General features: G+C 67.5%; 15 protein-coding genes and 1 pseudogene. 5 read left to right on the top strand and 11 right to left on the bottom strand.

All coding sequences use genetic code 11. From position 1 onward, the window contains the following. Positions 1–342 precede the first annotated feature (342 nt). Positions 343–600: a hypothetical protein gene (locus tag FSYMDG_RS14425; RefSeq protein ID WP_013874144.1), complete on the top strand. Its 258-nt coding sequence runs from the start codon at positions 343–345 to the stop codon at positions 598–600. Positions 601–638: 38 nt separating this feature from the next. Here FSYMDG_RS14425 and FSYMDG_RS14420 read toward each other — a convergent pair whose 3' ends face one another. Together FSYMDG_RS14420 and FSYMDG_RS14415 are read right to left on the bottom strand one after the other, a co-directional pair. Further along, the gene (locus FSYMDG_RS14420; RefSeq protein ID WP_165440851.1) at positions 639–1,052 is read right to left on the bottom strand and encodes a MarR family winged helix-turn-helix transcriptional regulator; all 414 of its coding nucleotides are present in this window, start codon (positions 1,050–1,052) and stop codon (positions 639–641) included. Between the two features lie 471 nt (positions 1,053–1,523). After that, positions 1,524–1,925, bottom strand: coding sequence for a hypothetical protein (locus FSYMDG_RS14415; protein WP_047222225.1), 402 nt, complete (start codon positions 1,923–1,925; stop codon positions 1,524–1,526). A gap of 545 nt (positions 1,926–2,470) precedes the next feature. Between FSYMDG_RS14415 and FSYMDG_RS14410 the strand changes: the two genes are divergently transcribed. After that, a complete protein-coding gene (locus FSYMDG_RS14410) occupies positions 2,471–2,740 on the top strand; it encodes a hypothetical protein (RefSeq protein ID WP_013874141.1) in 270 nt (89 codons plus the stop codon). A 57-nt stretch (positions 2,741–2,797) separates the two neighbouring features. Here the strand turns inward: FSYMDG_RS14410 and FSYMDG_RS14405 are convergent, their stop codons facing one another. The 5 genes and pseudogenes from FSYMDG_RS14405 to FSYMDG_RS14385 form a co-directional block, all read right to left on the bottom strand. Continuing rightward, positions 2,798–3,679 carry an acyl-ACP desaturase gene (locus FSYMDG_RS14405; protein ID WP_013874140.1) on the bottom strand — a complete coding sequence of 294 codons (882 nt, stop codon included), beginning with the start codon at positions 3,677–3,679 and terminating at the stop codon, positions 2,798–2,800. A gap of 171 nt (positions 3,680–3,850) precedes the next feature. Next, positions 3,851–4,738 (bottom strand): annotated as a pseudogene (locus FSYMDG_RS14400) (SAM-dependent methyltransferase). Next, positions 4,735–4,995, bottom strand: coding sequence for an acyl carrier protein (locus tag FSYMDG_RS14395; RefSeq protein ID WP_013874139.1), 261 nt, complete (start codon positions 4,993–4,995; stop codon positions 4,735–4,737). Before FSYMDG_RS14395 ends, FSYMDG_RS14400 begins: the two are co-directional and overlap by 4 nt. 124 nt (positions 4,996–5,119) lie before the next feature. Beyond that, a complete protein-coding gene (locus tag FSYMDG_RS14390; RefSeq protein WP_013874138.1) occupies positions 5,120–5,908 on the bottom strand; it encodes a ferritin-like domain-containing protein in 789 nt (262 codons plus the stop codon). A 212-nt stretch (positions 5,909–6,120) separates the two neighbouring features. After that, positions 6,121–7,845, bottom strand: coding sequence for an AMP-binding protein (locus tag FSYMDG_RS14385; RefSeq protein WP_013874137.1), 1,725 nt, complete (start codon positions 7,843–7,845; stop codon positions 6,121–6,123). Positions 7,846–8,865: 1,020 nt separating this feature from the next. Between FSYMDG_RS14385 and FSYMDG_RS14380 the strand changes: the two genes are divergently transcribed. Both FSYMDG_RS14380 and FSYMDG_RS14375 read left to right on the top strand, forming a co-directional pair. Continuing rightward, complete coding sequence (locus FSYMDG_RS14380; protein ID WP_013874136.1) at positions 8,866–9,717, top strand: MBL fold metallo-hydrolase; 852 nt, start codon at positions 8,866–8,868, stop codon at positions 9,715–9,717. Positions 9,718–9,804: 87 nt separating this feature from the next. Continuing rightward, positions 9,805–10,470 carry an HAD family hydrolase gene (locus FSYMDG_RS14375; RefSeq protein WP_013874135.1) on the top strand — a complete coding sequence of 222 codons (666 nt, stop codon included), beginning with the start codon at positions 9,805–9,807 and terminating at the stop codon, positions 10,468–10,470. 42 nt (positions 10,471–10,512) lie between these two features. Here the strand turns inward: FSYMDG_RS14375 and FSYMDG_RS14370 are convergent, their stop codons facing one another. The 4 genes from FSYMDG_RS14370 to FSYMDG_RS14355 form a co-directional block, all read right to left on the bottom strand. Beyond that, positions 10,513–10,995 carry a PaaI family thioesterase gene (locus tag FSYMDG_RS14370; RefSeq protein ID WP_043606559.1) on the bottom strand — a complete coding sequence of 161 codons (483 nt, stop codon included), beginning with the start codon at positions 10,993–10,995 and terminating at the stop codon, positions 10,513–10,515. A gap of 532 nt (positions 10,996–11,527) precedes the next feature. Next, positions 11,528–12,040, bottom strand: coding sequence for a GNAT family N-acetyltransferase (locus tag FSYMDG_RS14365; protein WP_013874133.1), 513 nt, complete (start codon positions 12,038–12,040; stop codon positions 11,528–11,530). Then, positions 12,037–12,300, bottom strand: a complete 264-nt coding sequence (locus tag FSYMDG_RS14360; protein WP_013874132.1) for a DUF1778 domain-containing protein — start codon at positions 12,298–12,300, stop codon at positions 12,037–12,039. The genes FSYMDG_RS14365 and FSYMDG_RS14360 overlap by 4 nt, the downstream gene beginning before the upstream one ends. Positions 12,301–12,408: 108 nt before the next feature. Beyond that, positions 12,409–13,935, bottom strand: a complete 1,527-nt coding sequence (locus tag FSYMDG_RS14355) for an MFS transporter (RefSeq protein ID WP_013874131.1) — start codon at positions 13,933–13,935, stop codon at positions 12,409–12,411. Between the two features lie 543 nt (positions 13,936–14,478). Here FSYMDG_RS14355 and FSYMDG_RS14350 point away from each other — a divergent pair. Next, a complete protein-coding gene (locus FSYMDG_RS14350; protein ID WP_013874130.1) occupies positions 14,479–16,281 on the top strand; it encodes an AMP-dependent synthetase/ligase in 1,803 nt (600 codons plus the stop codon). Positions 16,282–16,433: the final 152 nt, after the last annotated feature.

The raw sequence follows: 16,433 nt of genomic DNA, 5'->3' as shown, positions 1-16,433 counted from the left end.
GGGCCAGGCCGATACCCCGACTGGTCGGACCGGCGGCCCGGATATGCCGCGCCGGTGCCGGCGCACGGTATGCTCCGGCTCGCGGCCGGGTTGCCGCATCCGCCGCCGCATCCGGCAAAGGGGCGCAGACTTCCTTGGAGCACGTTGACGGCAGTTTCGTGGGCGGGCCGGCCGGGAATGTCCACGACATGTCGGCGGTCCCGGGATGCCGGCCCCGCGGCAGCAGGCGGGACAGTTGCCGGTGGGGAGCTTCACGGGCTCCCCGGACCCGGCAGCCGTCCGGCCCCCGGCCAGTCATGTGGAATGCCCGGAGACGGCCTTTTCTCAGGAACAACGTGAGACATGTCAGAACGTCCTGACCGGTTTGCCATCGATGTGCCGCCACGTCTTCTCGTCGGACTGGGCGGCGGTATTCTTTTGCTTGTTGTCCTTGCTTTTGCCGAGTCGCTGGATCTGCTTGCGTTCGCCGCGGTCCTGAGTTATTTGGCAATCTACCTGTTTTCGTTCGTTCTGCTGCGCCCGCCCCCGGAGCGGGACGTGGAGCCGGCGCCGGTCAGCACCCGCCGGCAGTCCACCGATAATCGTGACCAGCCATCCTGAGGCGAATCCGCCTGGCACCGCTCGAACCTGTTGCCGGGTCAGGCCGTCTCGTTGGCCAGTCGTACGAGTGCTCCGCCGGCGCGCATGAGGTCTGTCAGGTCCTGCTGGTCCAGCTGCCGCAGCCGCCGGAAATACCAGCCGTCGACGATGTCGCGTGAGCGGGCGACCGCGGCAAGGCCTTCGGCGGAGATCCGCACGATGAACTGCCGGCCGTCGTACTCGTCGTGTTCCCTGATCACCAGGCCGCGTTCGGCGAGAGTCGCCAGCGCGCGGGTCATCGATGGTTTGCGTACGCCTTCCAGATGCGCGAGCTGTGTCGGGGTCAGCGGGCCCAGCCGTTGCAGTGTGGACAGGGCCGATATCAGACTGACCGGAAGTGCCTGCGGATCCCGTTGTCGTTCGGCCCGCTGTGCGCGCGCAAGTCTGGTTATCGACGTTCGCAGCGCGGTCACGAATGCCGGGTCGATACGGCTGCCTTTGTCGTTCTCGGGTAGGCCTGAATCCCCGTCGACGGCCGGGGACGGCCGGCGTCCCACGGGCGGCGGACTGCTGGTTGACTGCACGGGCACGGTCATTGCCCCATGGTAACGATGGTCCGGCCCGCCGGCGGGCCGAGAGCACCTTCCCGGCGGGACGGCCGTGACATTCCCGGATCCAGGATTTTTCGCGCCGATAATGCCCTGGGTCACGACAGTCGGCCAGGCGATATGGCGACAGTGGTATCCAGGGGAGATTCCATGGTTACTGGTCGCCGTAAACCAGCGGAATTCACTGGTATCCGTAGATGGCCGCTACTCTTCATCGGATTACGCATGGTCCGGTCACCGCTGTTCCAGAAGCCAGGCCAGGGCGCCCGGGAAACGGCCCGGGGAACCTTCTCGGTCGCTGCTGGTTCATGCTGTGCTGGTTCATGCTGTGCCGGTTCACAGCGCGCCGTCGTGGTCCGCGGTGGGCAGGGTCCGCCGCCGGTCGTGGCGGTCCCGGACCCGCTGGTAGATCTCCAGGGAGAGGTTGAGAACGAGGCGCCCCTCATGGGCCGAGCGGCGGAAGGTGTCGGACTGGATACCGAAAAGGCGGGCGGCCCGTTCTCGGCGCTGGTCAAGGGTCAGACCGAGGGTGCCCGGCCACAGGCACAGCATGATTCCGATTGCTTCGCTGTGCGGCTGTTCCATGGCGGCGACGGCGGCGGTGAGCATCCGGTGCGCGCGCAGCGCCCGGTCGTGGATGGCCTGCCGGGGCATGCCCGCCTCGGCGGGCCAGACCAGGTCGACGAACTCCGGAGCGTATGTGATCAGCTCGGCGGGACGGCCGCCGCGACGGAGCACCCGGATGAGTTGATTGTGAATTTGTTGTGCTGTTGCTGTTTCCATCGTGTGATTTGGCCATTCCTTTCCGCGTAGCCGGTCTGGTAGCTACCAGTTTTCTGTACCAGTTCGCCGCGCGGCAGGTGTTCGGGGGACTACGTCGGCCTCCCGGCTACCAGTTTGATGCCATTCTCGTGTCGGTTTCCGTCCCGACGATCGACTTGGGATCTGCCAGACACAGGCGCTGCATTCTGCCACGGCGCTGATGTTCACTGTTCCGTGACAGGCAAATCCTGCCCCAGCGGGTGTCGCCGGTGACGCTGTCCAGCGAAGCCGTCGAGCCGTGCGTCGCTCGTCATGGCAGCCGCCTCGAACAGGAAGTGATCCCCGGAAATGATCTCAGGCAGCGATCTGAAGGGCTGGCGATGACAAACTGTGACGATTCCAGGTCCGGATGCTCACGGAGGCGGGGCAGGCGTATCCGCCCCGTGGACGCTGTGGGCACAGTGGATGCCGTGGATGCCGTGGATACAGCGGACGCCGTACCGTGGCCGGAAGGAGTCGAAATGACGGCCGTACCGCTGTCGCGGCAGTTGTCGCGGCAGCCGGCACGGCGGCCGTCGTCCGGGCCCGCGGCGGAATCACCGCCATCGCTGTACGCGGCGGTTCTCTTCGGCGGGGACGACCGGTCGACCGTCACGGAGGTGGTGATCCTGTTTGAAAGCGCCGCCGCTGCCGACGGGTATGCCATGGAATGCGGCTGGGACGACTATGCTGTCGGTGCCGTCCGTTTCCATCTTCCGCCGCGGATCCGCAGGATCCGGTGGGTGGCGTGAAAAGGCCGCTGAATCGATCGGGCTGGTGGCCCGCCCACGCGGTGGTGCGGAACGGGTTTACACCGGGGCGCGGCAGGCGGAGATGAACTGGGTCAACGCCTCCACCCGGTCCGATGGTGCGTCGACGGCGTGCCTGATGACCCGGATCAGATGTTCGTAGGCGTCGGTATGGTCGTATCGTGCGGTGTCCGCGATCCGCAGCGCCCACCGCCAGTAGCCCTTGATGGTGTCCGCCAGTGGCATCCGGAAGTTCGCTATCACGTCCCGAATCGGTTCCACGACGGCGTCGCCATACCGGATCAGATATCGCTCCAGCATGTCTGCCATGAACGAGAAGTGACGGGCCTCGTCCCGGCTGAGCCGGTTCAGGATCTCCGCGAGAACCGGCTCGTCGATCACGGCGCGGAGTTGCTGGTAGTAGAGCTGCGTCGCTTTCTCCTGCACGAGGGTGTAGGTGAACAGCGAGACCGGACTGTCGAAGGGCAGGATGAACCTCCGCCGGCCTTCCTCGGCGAGCTCGAGACGCAGCCGTTCGGGTTCGGCGAGCCCGGAGGCCACCTGATAGCGGAAGAGAGCGCGGGCATGAGTGTCCTCCTCCTGCGCCCAGCGGACCGTGAAGTGGTACAGCTCCCGGTTACGGACGAAGTCCGCCGGGTCGACATCCTCGTCGAGGGGGAAGAACCGGTTGTAGAGAGCGAAGTAGCCGGGAAGGTGGTCCTCGATCAGAGTGACGAAACGGACCGCGGACCGTTGCCCCTCGGTCAGTCTCCCGCAGTCCGCACTGCTCCAGTCGAAGTCGCCCTCCACGTCGAAGCGGCGTGCCGATGGCGAGGCAGCCATGAACGAGGTGACCGCATGCTCGATGTCGGCGGCCGGCAGGAGCCGGCTCACATCCTGTTCGGACGGCGCTGCCGCCGGGGTTCCGTCCACGACGGTCATCGATCCTCCCACCGCTTGTCCAACATTCCTGCTGGCCCGACAGACGGCCACCGGGCCGGGGCGGCGACAGTGTCGCAGGTCGGGGAATATGCCCTGGTCCAGCAGGCCGGAGTGCCCCTGACAAAGGCCCAAAGGCGCCGTGATCGTGCTTTTTTCACGCCCGGTACTCCGTCATCGTGCCTTCCGGCACGTCAGGGCGTAGTGTTTGGTGGTGTAACCCCACCCGGCGTTGGCGATCTCCAGGTAGCGTTCGAGTTCGCCGGCAAGACCCGGTCGGATCCGTTCGATGTCGTCGGTGGCGGAGCGGACGTTCGTCAGTCAGTCATCGATCGTGCGGCGGTAGTCCGCGGTGAGGTCGTCCAGGCCGACGATGGAGAATCCGGCGTCCTCGGCGTCCTCGGCGTCCTCGGCGTCCTCGGCGCCACGGACCAGGTCGGACAGCGGGCGCATGTCTCCCCAACCGAAGATTGTTTCGCCGACGAACCGGGTGCCGGCGCGACGGTGGAATGCCCCGTGCGCGGCCGCGTTGCGAAAGCAGCTTTCCGACACGTAAAGGGTGCCACCGCGACGCAGCAGTGTCCGGGCTCTCGCGAACACGGCGGTCAGATCGGGCATGTGCACGATGGATCCGAGCATGGTCACCGCGTCGAAGCTGCCGGCAGGCAGGTCGATCTCCTCGAAATGCCCCTGCCAGGTGCTGACCTGGTCGGCCACGCCGAGTTCACGGGCCCGGCCGCTGATGTAGGCGTGCTGGCGGGCCGCCGGGCTGATGCCGGTTGCCCGGCAGGCGTGTTCCCGCGCCATGAACAGCAGCAGGGAGCCCCAGCCGCAGCCCACGTCGAGCAGCCGCTCGCCGCCTCGCAGCCCCAGGCGCTCGGCGACGAAGCGCAGCTTGTTGATCTGAGCGTCCGCCAGGGTGTCCGTCTCGGACCGGTACAGCCCGCAACTGTACTTGCGCGACGGGTCGAGGAAGAGGCCGAAGATCTCCGGGTCGAGGTCGTAGTGCTGGTTGGTGTCGGCGAGGGCGGTGTCCGTTCTCGAGCCCGTGATCGTCGTCATGACGGATCCGGTGTGAGGACCTTCGCCACCACCAGCGCGATGTCGTGGACGGAGGAGATGCCGAAGACGTCTTCGTCCTCCAGTTCGATGTCGAAATGCCGCTCGATTCTGGAGATCATCCGGAGTACCTTGACCGAGTCAGCCCCCTCGATCGAGCGGAGGTCGGTGGCCGGGGCCACGCTGTTGGCGGCGAGGCCGAGTTCGCCGGTCACGATGTCGGTGACAACAGCGACGATCTGTTCATGAGTGACGGACAATTTTGCTCCAAAACATATTTTGCCCCACAGCACAGGGTTGCTGACGGCGCGAAAAGGATGGTCACGCGATCTCTGGCCGGATCTGTCCCGCTGGCCAGACCGGCCGGACCGGATACGGCCGGTGTCATACCAGTGCTTCGGCCAGCGCGCGCCGGATACGCGCGTTGCTGGCGAGGTCCAGACCGGTCAGGGCGCCGAAGGCCCGGCGGATCTTCACCTGGAGGCGGTCGAGTTCGCCGGCACCGCCGACCTTGGTCAGGAAGAACTCGAAGCCGGTATCTATCGTTTCGTGCTCGCGCAGTTCTGGCAGCTCGCTTTTGAAGGCGCTCACCGGATGCCTGATCCGTGTGTCGGAGGTGTACACATAGAGCGTTTCGAGCACCGACGGCAGCTCCCGCGGATGTGCGGCCAGCCGCCTGCGGGCGAAGTAGATGAACTCGCGGGCGTGGGCTGCCTCGTCCCGGCTGGCGTCCCGCATGATTGTCCGCAGCACTGGTTCGGCCACCCAGTCCGAGACGGCCCGGTAGATGTGGTTCACCGTCAGTTCCGAAATGATATTTGTCGCGAGGGTGGCGGCCGGTGTCGTGCCGGGCGCGTACGGTTCCCGCATCGCTTCGACCGGAGCCGCGTCGATGTGGACGTCCAGAGCTTTCAGCCAGGCCCGGAACGCGTAGTGGTGCTGAAGCTCCTGAAAACCCCAGATCGCCACGAACGCGGAGAAGTCGTAGTCATCGACGAATTCGTTGAAAAAGCCGTGCTGGGCGGCTATCGAGTTCGACTCGCCCATCACCGCGCTTTTCGCCAGCGTGACGTAGTCGGGGTCGACCAGGTCACGATCGATCTCGTCGAACGGCAGGTCGGCGAGTTGCCACTGATGACGTTCGTACTGGCGGAAGACATCGTAACTGTGCATCGGCTTCCTTCGCGGACTTCGCGTGCGGGCTGCTGCGGGCTTCAGGGCCGGGTCGGCCCGGGCTGCCCGCGCGGGGGTCACGGGCGTGCGGGCTTCGTGGCCGGAGCACATCGGGCTGCTACATCGGGCCCTGTTACATCGGGCTCTGTTGCGTTAAGCCCTGTTACATCGGGCTCTGTTGCGCTGGAGAACTGGGCGGCGGGCCCGCGATGTCAGAGCGGGGACTTCCATGATTGTTCGCGGATGGCCAGGCGTTGGAACTTGCCACTGGATGTGCGGGGGAGCGTGCTCGGGGGCACCAGGTGTACCGCCAGGTCGGACAGGCCGAGTGTTCCGGTGATCTGGGCGCGCAGGTCACCGGCGAGCCGGTCACGCGCGGCCGGGTCGTCGAGACTCGTCTCCGCGAGCAGAATGATCACTTCCGTCCCGTCGCCGTCGCTTCCGTCGGCACCCTTGCCGCGTCCGTCTCGGCCGCCGTCACGATCGCTGTCATGGGTGCGGCCGGCAACGGCCACGCAGCGGCGCTTGAAGACCCCAGGGATGTCGCGGGCGATGCCTTCGACGTCCTCGGGGTAGAAGTTCGTCCCATGAACGATGATCATTTCCTTTGTTCGTCCCGTGACGAACACGTCGCCATCCAGCCGGAAGCCGAGGTCTCCGGTGCGCAGCCAACCGTCCGCGGTGAAGGTGTCGTCGTCGGTCCCCTCCGCCAGCAGATAGCCGGACGTCACCGGATCCCCGCAAATCTCGATCTCGCCGACCTGTTGGTCGTCGACGGGCAGCCTGCCGGCATCGGGGCCGGAGAGCCGCAGGTCGACTCCGCGTACCGGCTGGCCCACAGCGACGACGGCCCGCGCGTGTGGATGCCCGGGGGGCACCTGCCAGACGCGCCCGGCGTTGGCCAGCAGGTCCCGGTCGACCCAGACCGACACCGGCGGCCGGCCCAGCGGAGGAAAGGTGACCGCCAGCGTCGCCTCGGCCATCCCGTACACCGGGAACATCGCCTCAGGGGCGAAACCGGCCGGCGCGAAGTGTTCCAGGAACCGTTCGACCGACGCCAGGGCGACGGGCTCGGCACCGTTGAAGGCGACCCACCAGTGCCGCATGTCCAGCCCCGCCACCTCCAGCGGGGGCACGGCCGCGACCAACTGGTCGTAGCCGAAGTTGGGAGCGGGGGAGATCGTCGCCCCGGACGCCAGGAACTGGCGCAGCCATCGCGCCGGGTCCTTGACGAAGGACGCGGGTGACCACACCGTCATGGGGACGTTGCGCAGGATCGCGGACAGGGTCGCGAACAGGCCCATGTCGTGGAAGAGGGGCAGCCAGCTCCCGCCTCCGTCACCGTCCCGGCCGAGGGCGATCCCTTCACTGATCGCCTCGATGCCCGCGAGCGTGTTGGCGTGGGTAAGCCGGACCCCCTTGGGAGCGGCGGTGCTTCCCGAGGTGAACTGGACGATGGCCATCTCGGCCGCGTCGACCAGGGGCAGCCGCCCGGACGGAGGCGCGGCTGCCAACAGATCGCCGGCGCAGACGAAGGCCACATCGCCCACGGCGCCGTCGAAACGGCTGGCCAGCCCCCGGAAGCGGGAGGAGACGATCACATCGCGGATGCCCGCGACCGACACGATCCGCGCCAGCCGGTGCGCGTGCCCCGCCAGATCCCAGGCCGCCGTGGGCAGCGGCAACGGGCAGGCCGCCGCGCCGGTCCTGGTGATGGCGAACAGCGCCTGGAGGAATTCGGGCGCGTTCTGGCTGAAGATTCCGACCCGGCTGCCAGGCCCGATGCCTGCCGCGGCCAGCGAGCGCGCCATCACGCGGGTGGAGTCAGCGAGCTCACCGAGGGTGATCGACGCCGGCTCGGACGGGAAGTCGACCCGGGTGTCCCTGCCGTGGGCGGCGACCCGGTCAAGCGCATCGTGCAACGTGCTGGTGACCATGCGGCCTCCCTCTGTCCACGAAGAGTCGGCCGTCGCCTTCTTCGCGCCGTCGCCTTCTTCTCGTCGCCGTTTCTTCGTGTCGCCGTCTCCGGTGACCATCGGTTGGGATGTGCGCACTGGGTGGCCAGTGGGCGAATCGCGCCCGGTGTGCCGTGAACGCCGTCATCGGCAAAATTGTTCGGCGGCGTGCCGAAGGCCGTCAATGGTTATTTTCCGATCGTATCGATCCATTCGGGAAAGCTATCGGACGAGGGCGGATCCGATGGTTCGTGGGCAGGATTCCCACATCATTTGTCGTCGCTTCGTGCTTCGTTCACCACCGAGCCGTGGCGGGCTGGACGAAAGCTGGGGAAAGCGGCCGGTGAACGTCCCGCCGTAATGTGTCGGACGCCGCTCAGGCGGTGGCCGAACCGCTGCCGGTCCGCTGCCGGTCTGACCCGCCACGAAGACTCTGACCCGCCACGAAGACAGCGGACAGAGCATCGCCAAGGACCGTTGGGATGCCGAGGACCGTTGAGAACGGCCCTCGCCTCCGCCCTGCCGGGTGCTGTGAACTCCACGGCGCTGCGGGCCTGCGTCACCGCGGGGCGATACCCGCCGAAGGGGTTCCAGGCCGCAGACCGCTGACGAGCGTCGCGCCGGCTCCTGGACGGATGTCCACGGTGCCGGGGTCTGCCAGGCGTACCCGACGCACACCCCGCGGCCGGGGCACGGCATCCCAGCGGCACACCCGGCCTGGTGAGCGGCGATGAAGGCCGGACGAAGGCCGTGAGCAGTAACGATAAGCGTTCGTGATCGTACGTCTGGAAGTTGCTCGTTGCCAGGGACGCGGGCTGCCAGCAACATCGCTGGAACCGGGGGGAACCGTGCGCCCCCAATTCCCAAACTCCAAAGTTCCCCGACGGCATCACGAAGATCCACGCACTGCGCCGTCGGAGCGCCTCGGCGCACCACACCACACCACACCAGTACTCCGGGGTCCCTGGATTCCGGTATTCCAGAAGATCGGATATTCCACAGATGCATCTCACCGTCCTCGGCTGCCGTTCGGGAATGCCTTCCGGTGGCCAGGGCAGTTCGGGTTATCTCGTGAGCACCGACAGCACCAGGATCCTGCTGGACTGCGGTCCCGGTGTGGCGCTGGCGCTCAGCTCGATAGGGCATCCAAAAATGTTGGACGCGGTAGTGATCAGCCATTTCCATCTGGACCACTGCTACGATCTGCTGCCGATCGGAAAAACTCTCCTGAGCCGGCACGCGCGGTATGGCGCGTCTTTCCCCACCCTGCCGGAGATCCGGGACGCCGCTGACGCCGCCCTGCTCACGCCGATCCCGCTCTATGTGCCGGCTGGTGGGCGCGCGACCCTGCGCAAGCTTGCGGAGCTTTTTCCGGTGGCGACCATTCCGCTGCTGGACAGGGCGTTCGACCTCGCCTTCGACGTACGGGAGTACGTCCCGGGCGAGAGTTTCACGGTAGGTGACTGCACGATCGGCATGCATGCGCTGCGGCACGCCATCCCCAACTGCGGTGTCCGGCTGGACGGCCCGACGGGCAGCCTCGCCTACACCGGCGACACCGGTTGGACCGACGCGTTGATCCCCCTGGCCCGCGACGTGGACCTGCTGCTGGCCGAAGCCACCCTGGAACTCGCCGACAACGGGCCGCACGGTCATCTGTGCGCCACCGACGCCGGTACCGCGGCGGCCGAGGCAGACGCCGGGCAACTCGTCCTGACCCATTTCATCTCCGCCGACTCGCGGTGGCTGGCGGCCCGGCAGGCCGACGCCCGCCAGGTCTTCGCCGGCCCGGTGCACATTGCCGCACCGGCCGCCCGGTTCGACACGTGGATTCCCAGGGGTATTCTCGGATGATTCCCGGGACCGCCCGCGGCCGGCCCCGCGCCGGCCAGCCCGTGCTGCCGGCGGCTGCGCCTCCGGCCGATGTCCCGGGAGGCGGACGTGGCTGACGATGCCCGGTCCGTCGGCCGGCGCCCGTCGCCGGTGGAGATCTCGGTGGTGTGGTGCGATTTCGGCGGTGTGCTGACCTCCCCCATCCCGGAGGCGTTCGACCGGTTCGTGGCCGCGGCGGGGGTGCCGGCCGCGGACCTGCGGTCGGCCATCGACGCCGTCGCCGGCGAGCGCGGCATGCGGATGATCGAACCGCTGGAACGCGGGCTGATGACGCAACACGAGTGGGGCCTGCGGGTCACCGCGGCGCTTGCCCCGGAGTGGACGCCACGGGTCGATCTGACCCGTTTCGGCGACCACTGGTACGAGGGGCGACGGATGAACAACGCCCTGCTCGGCTGTTTGGCCGACTGCCGGCGCCGGGGGCTGCGGGTGGGGCTGCTGACGAACAGCGTGGCCGAGTGGGAACCGCACCGCGCGGCGCTGATGCCCGACGCGGGCGTGTTCGAGATGATCATCAACTCCCACGAGATCGGGCTCCGCAAGCCCGACCCGGAGATCTACCAGTTGGCTGAGGACACCTTCGGCGCGACGCCGCGGCAGTGCCTGCTCATCGACGACACACCGGTCAACTGCGCCGCCGCCCAGGCCCGCGGCTGGCAGGCGATCCTGCACAGCTCACCAGAACAGACCCTGGAGCACCTGGCGCGATTGTGACGGTAGGTGTCCCACCCGCACCGTGGCAGGGTGGACAGTCGGCTACTGCGCGTTTCGGGCCGTGTCCACGGGCTGCAGCAGGCAGGTGCTCGTTCCGTGGGCTATCAGCTTTCCGGCGGGGTCGGTGACGCGCGCTTCCGCGAGCGCGGTCCGTCTGCCGACGTGGATCGCCAGACCCTCACAGGTGAGCTGGTCCGCGTCCAGTTTCACCGACCGGACGAAATTGACCTTCAGCTCGAGCGTGGTGTAAAGAATCCCGTCGGGGAGCCTGGTGAAGACCGCGCTCCCCATGGCGGTGTCCATGAGGGTCGCGAGAACTCCGCCGTGCACGGTATACATCGCGTTGGCCGTGGCTGGTGAGGGCGCGAGCGTGTAGACCGTCCGGCCCTCGTCCACCGACTCGAGGGTGATACCGAGTGAGTGGCCGACCCCGATTCCGGCCTGTAGACCGTAATCCAGCAGCTGCCGTAGTTCCCGAATGCGGTTCTGCGCGGCGGACTCCTCCCGCGTGCCGTTCACCTGCACAGGCTCGCCCTCCTCTGTCTCCCACCGCGCTTTTGTCTCCGGGTGCTCCGTCTGCTGTATGTCGGCCGCGGTATTCCGCATGTCGCCCGTGCACGGCCCCGGCTCGTCCCGCATCCGGGACGCTCGTCATCGGACGATACGCCGACATCCGCTGGAACAGGACCACGGAACGGTGGACCGCTGGTGAACGTTCTGTTGCCCCACAGTGGGTGAACGGGCTTTTCCATTTTCCCGGATTTTCATTTCCGAGAACGGAGCTGTCCGGAAAGCGGCATGGACGGCTGTTCGGCCGGCGGGATATTCCTGGCCGCGCCGGCCGGCGCCGGTCACCGGCCCAGCCGGCGCTACCCGCACCTGCCTGGATCAACCCGCCGTCGCTGGCAGCCGGGCAGCCGGGCGACGCCCCAGAGCAGAACACTCAGTAGTTTCTACAAGATTTCGTCTCGTTGATGTCGACAGGTTCCGCCGCCGTGAGCTGGCAGTCGAACCGGCTGAGTGCCGTGGATGCCCGTTCGCTACCCGACAAGGCCGGCTACCCGGATGTGTCGCCTCTGGTCAGAGCCCGGGCATCCTTCATCAGAAGGAACAGATGGAGCGGATGGGTGGGAGACGGTTCAAACCCGAAATACAGGTAGAACTGCCGAGCCTGGTCGTGCAGCGCGTGTACGAGCAGGGCTCGCACACCGACGATCTCCGCTGCCGCGACGGTGCGGGTGATCGCGTCGCGTAACAGATGGGCGCCCAGACCCCGGCCCTGTTCCTTGACGTCGACGGCGAGACGCCCCAGCAGAATGACCGGGACGGGATCGGGCATGCCCTGGCCGATGCGTCGGCTGGTGTCCAGCCGCTGTACAGCTCCGGTAGCCAGGGCGTAGTAGCCGACGACACGTCCGTCACGGCACGTGACAAAGCAGCGGGAGGCTCCCGCTGTCTGGTTACCCAACGCCCGTCGGCGCAACCAGTCGTCCAGTGAGGACTCGCCGCTGTCAAAGGTCGACAGGTCATCAGCCGCGGCGATCGGCCTGGGTGCGGAGTAACCACTCACTCAAAGATCGACTTCTCGGTGAACAGGCGTTCCAGGCGCGGTTTGCGGGTAACCGGACGATCCAGAATGGTGAGGAACTCCGTCCATGCCTCGCTCCCCAGTGTGAACAGGCGCTGGTCTGCCAGGACGTCCTTGGCCCTGGCTACGGCCGCATTCACGGTGAACTCGGTGACGGTCGAGCCTTCGACCTCGGCTGCCGCGCGGATCAGCGCATCCTGCTCTTCAGGCAGGCGCACAGCGATGCGGGAACTTTTGATCATCGTCACGTCCTGAGTGTGCGCCTGGTAGGCGTACGAGTCAAGGAGGTGTGGCTTACAGGTGGAACGGAAATCCCTGACGGCAGGCCGGTGACGGTGGGCTGGTCGAGGTCACGCGACGCTCGGCTGCTGTGGCTCCGCCGTGGGTACGGCCCGGCTGGCGTGATCGCCCCGTTCGCGTAGCACGATCACCGTCACGACGGCACCGGCCAGCGCCCCGGCCGCGGCGACGATGAAGGTGACGTTCATCGAGGTGACGGCATCACCCCGCTGTGGCGAGAGGACACCCGCGAGCGCCACCCCGAAGACGGCCCCGAACTGCCGGAACGTGTTCATCGCGCCGGACGCGGTACCGGCGAGATCGGCCGGTACCGAGCTCATCATCGCCTGGATAGCGACCACACCGCTGGACAGGGGTATGCCGGCGCCGAGCAGCACCAGCGCCCATCCGTAGGTGAAATAGCCGCCCGCCTCCTCGACGAGGGTGAGTCCGCCGAGCCCGGCCGCCACGAGGAGCAGGCCCAGGAGCATGGTCGTGCGGGTCCCGAGCCGGGCCACCACGGCTGCCGCGCCCATCGAGGCCACGCCGAGGAACCCGGTGAGCGCCAGGAAACGCACCCCGGTTTCCACCGGTGACAGGTGCCGGGTCTCCTGGAGGTACACGGTCAGCAGGAACAGCACCGCATACATGCCGAACAGGCCGAGGAAGTTCACGACGCAGGCCACGGCGACCGCGGGAACGCGCAACAGGCGCGGCGGGAGCATCGGGTGTGGGCAACGGATCTCCCACAGCACGAAGAGCGTCAGGATCACGGCGCTGCCGAGCAGGAGCCCGAGGATGACGGGCGAGGACCAGCCGAAGCGGCCACTTTCGATCATCGCGAACGTCAGTGATCCGCTACCGAGCACGAACAGCGTCTGCCCCACGGTGTCCGGCCGGCTGGCGGCTTCCCGGTTTCTCCGGACGCCGCCGGCCGGTGCCGTGCCGGGCAGGCCGTCGTGGCGTTCGTCGACGGCCCGGCCGTTCGGGGACGGCCGGCGGGGAGGGGACGAGGGCAGGGTCCAGGACAGGCCGGCGAGCGCCACCACGCCGATCGGCAGGTTGATCCAGAACATGCTCTCCCAGCCGGCTGTCTGGACCAGCAGCCCGCCGATGATCGGTCCGAGTGCCACCGCCGTACCGGCGACGCCACCCCACACGCCGATGGCACGGGTCCGTTGCCTCGGGTCCGCGAACAGTTCGGCGGTGACCGCGAGCGACAGCGGTACGATCGCTGCCGCGAACACGCCCTGGCCGCCGCGCGCGGCGATCAGTATTCCCGGGCTCGGGGCGAGCGCGCAGGCCACCGAGCAGGCAGTGAAGCCGGCGGTTCCGGTCAGCAGGGTCGCCTTGCGACCGAAACGATCGCCGACCGATCCCGCGGTCAGCAGCAGACAGGCAAAGCCCAGGGTGTAGGCGTCCAGGAGCCACTGGGCGGCGGTGACGTCGGCGTGGAGATCGGCGCGGATCGCCGGCACGGCGACCGGAGTGATGCTGGCGTCCAGATAGACCACGAAGGTCGCCACGCAGACGAGCGCGAGCCGGATCGAAGGACTGTCGCGGCGCGACGTCGAAGCGGGTGTTCCGTCTAGCCTCATGAAAACATCCCCCTGCCGGTGGTCATCTCATGACGTGTGGCATGCGGCACTCGCGGTGGGTTCCAGAAATCGGTCGTACGATAAGATCCGACATTTTTCGTGGCTGGTCGTACGTGCACGAAGCTGTTCCGCCAGTGTAATATCCGTGTGTGCGCGGACGAGTCGAGATTGCCAGGTGGTAAACGTCACGGCAACGTTCCGGTAAATGTTCGCCAAGTGGCTGGCCAAGAGAATACGCCGACATCGTCGCTACCGATCGTCTCCGCCGATCGGGTGATTGGGTCTGCCAAATCGACGTTGACACCATCCCGACAGGTTCACATACTAACTGAGGTGCCCGCCGATGCCCGGCCCCAGGTTCCCGATCCGTCATCCAACCGGCCGGCCACGGGAGTGCTGTGAACGGGTGAAGTTTTTGTGACGGCTTTCGTGGTGGTGTTCGTCGGGGATTTTCTTCGTATTCGTGCCCGTCCGTATCCCGGCGTCGCCGGTGAGTTCTCGTTTCTCGACATCGGAAATCGTCGCCGCGAGTAGGTGGTTTATATGCAGCAGTACAAGTCCGGGGACGGCGTCGTTCTTCCCGGGGATCGGGGCCTCTCCCTCATCCTGGACGAGGGCGTCCGGCTGGCCCCGGACCGCCCGGTGCTGAGCTGGCAGAACGCCGCCGGCTGGCAGGACGTCAGCTACCGGCAGTTCGCCGACCACGTCCGGGCCGTCGCCAAGGTGCTGCTGGCGCACGGGGTCGCGCACGGTGACCGGGTGGCTGTGCTGGGACGGACCAGCTACGAGTGGGCCGTGGTGGACTTCGCGGTGCTCAGCATCGGCGCGGTCACGGTCCCGATCTATCCGACGGCATCCGAGCAGCAGGTGCGCCATCTGCTGGTCGACTCCGCGGCGAACTGGTGCTTCACCGAGACCGAGGAACAGCGGGTCCAGCTCGACCGGATCGGCGGGGCGGCCCTGCGCGTCGGCGCCTGGCCGCTGGCGGCGGTCTGGGCCTGGCGGGACGCCGACCAGGACGGGCCCTGGGACGCCGAGTTCGACGAGCGCCGCGCCAAGGTACGCGCCGACGACCTCGCGACGATCGTCTACACCAGCGGTACCACCGGCATGCCCAAGGGATGCATGCTCACCCACCGCAACCTGTACGCGTCCTCCGCCAACACCGTCGAACACACCGGTGACCTCTTCCGCACCGCCGACGGGGAGCAGGCGGCGACCCTGCTGGGCCTGCCGCTGTCGCACGTCTTCGGCCGGACCATCCTCATCGCCTGCCTGTACGGGGGCACCCGGACCGGCCTGGTGGCGGGCATCCCGGAGCTGATCGGGCAGTTCCCGGTGTTCCGGCCGAGCTTCCTCGCGCTCGTGCCGTACGCGTTGGAGAAGATCCGCAAGCGGGTGCGCGTGCCCGCGGCCGGCGGGGCCGGTGCGGTCGACGCCGAGGCGGAGCGGGTCGCGATCGAGTTCGGCCTCGCCAGCGCGCGCGGGCTGCCGGTCGACGACAGCCTGCGCACCACGCACGCCGTGTTCGACGAGCGGGTCTACAGCCGGGTACGGGCCTCCTTCGGTGGCCGTTTCCAGGATGTGATCTGCGGCGGCGCGTCGCTCGACGACTCGACCGCGGCCTTCTACGGCGGGGTGGGGGTGCGGATCCTCAACTGCTACGGGCTGACCGAGGCCGCGACGGCGGTGACGGTGAACGTTCCGGCCACCAACCGGATGGGCAGCACCGGGCGCCCGATCCCGGGCACCACGGTGGCGATCGCGGACGACAGCGAGCTGCTCATTCGCGGCCTCAACGTCTCGCCGGGGTACTGGAAGGGAAGCCCGCAGCCCACCGACCGGGACGCGACACAGGGCGGTGAGGGCCCGTGGCTGCACACCGGCGACCTCGGCCGGCTGGACGACGACGGTTTCCTCTACATCACGGGCCGCCGCAAGGAGATCCTGGTCACCAGCGGTGGCAAGAACGTCGCGCCCGCTCCGCTGGAGGACCGCGTCCGGCTGCATCCGCTGGTGAGCAACTGCATGGTGGTGGGTGACGGGCGGCCCTTCGTCAGCGCGCTGGTGACGATCGACCCCGCCGCGCTCGCCGGCTGGAAGGCGAGCCGAGGGCTTGCCGCCGACGACGACTCCTGGAGCCATGACCCCGAGCTGCTCACGGAGATCCAGATCGCGGTGGACGACGTGAACAGCCTGGTCTCGCGCGCCGAGTCGATCCGGGCGTTCCGGGTGCTCTCGAGCGACTTCACCGTGGCCGCCGGGCATCTGACGCCATCGATGAAGCTGCGCCGTAACGTCATCGAGGCCGAATTCGCCGCGGACATCGCGGCGGTGTACGGCTGACCGCTTCCTCCTCCCTCCTTCCCCTCCTCCCGCTCCCTCCTCCCACCATCCGGTGAACTGGTGGAGAATTCTCCACGTATTTTTTCGGGCGTTCTTCCGTACCATTCCCGGATTATGGGTTGATTGTGTCGTCCGATCGGACGATGTGTCTC

The organism is Candidatus Protofrankia datiscae, assembly GCF_000177615.2.
GTDB lineage: Bacteria > Actinomycetota > Actinomycetes > Frankiales > Frankiaceae > Protofrankia > Protofrankia coriariae.
The sequence above is the reverse complement of the archived record's forward strand: the minus strand, read 5'-3'. Positions and strand labels throughout refer to the sequence as shown.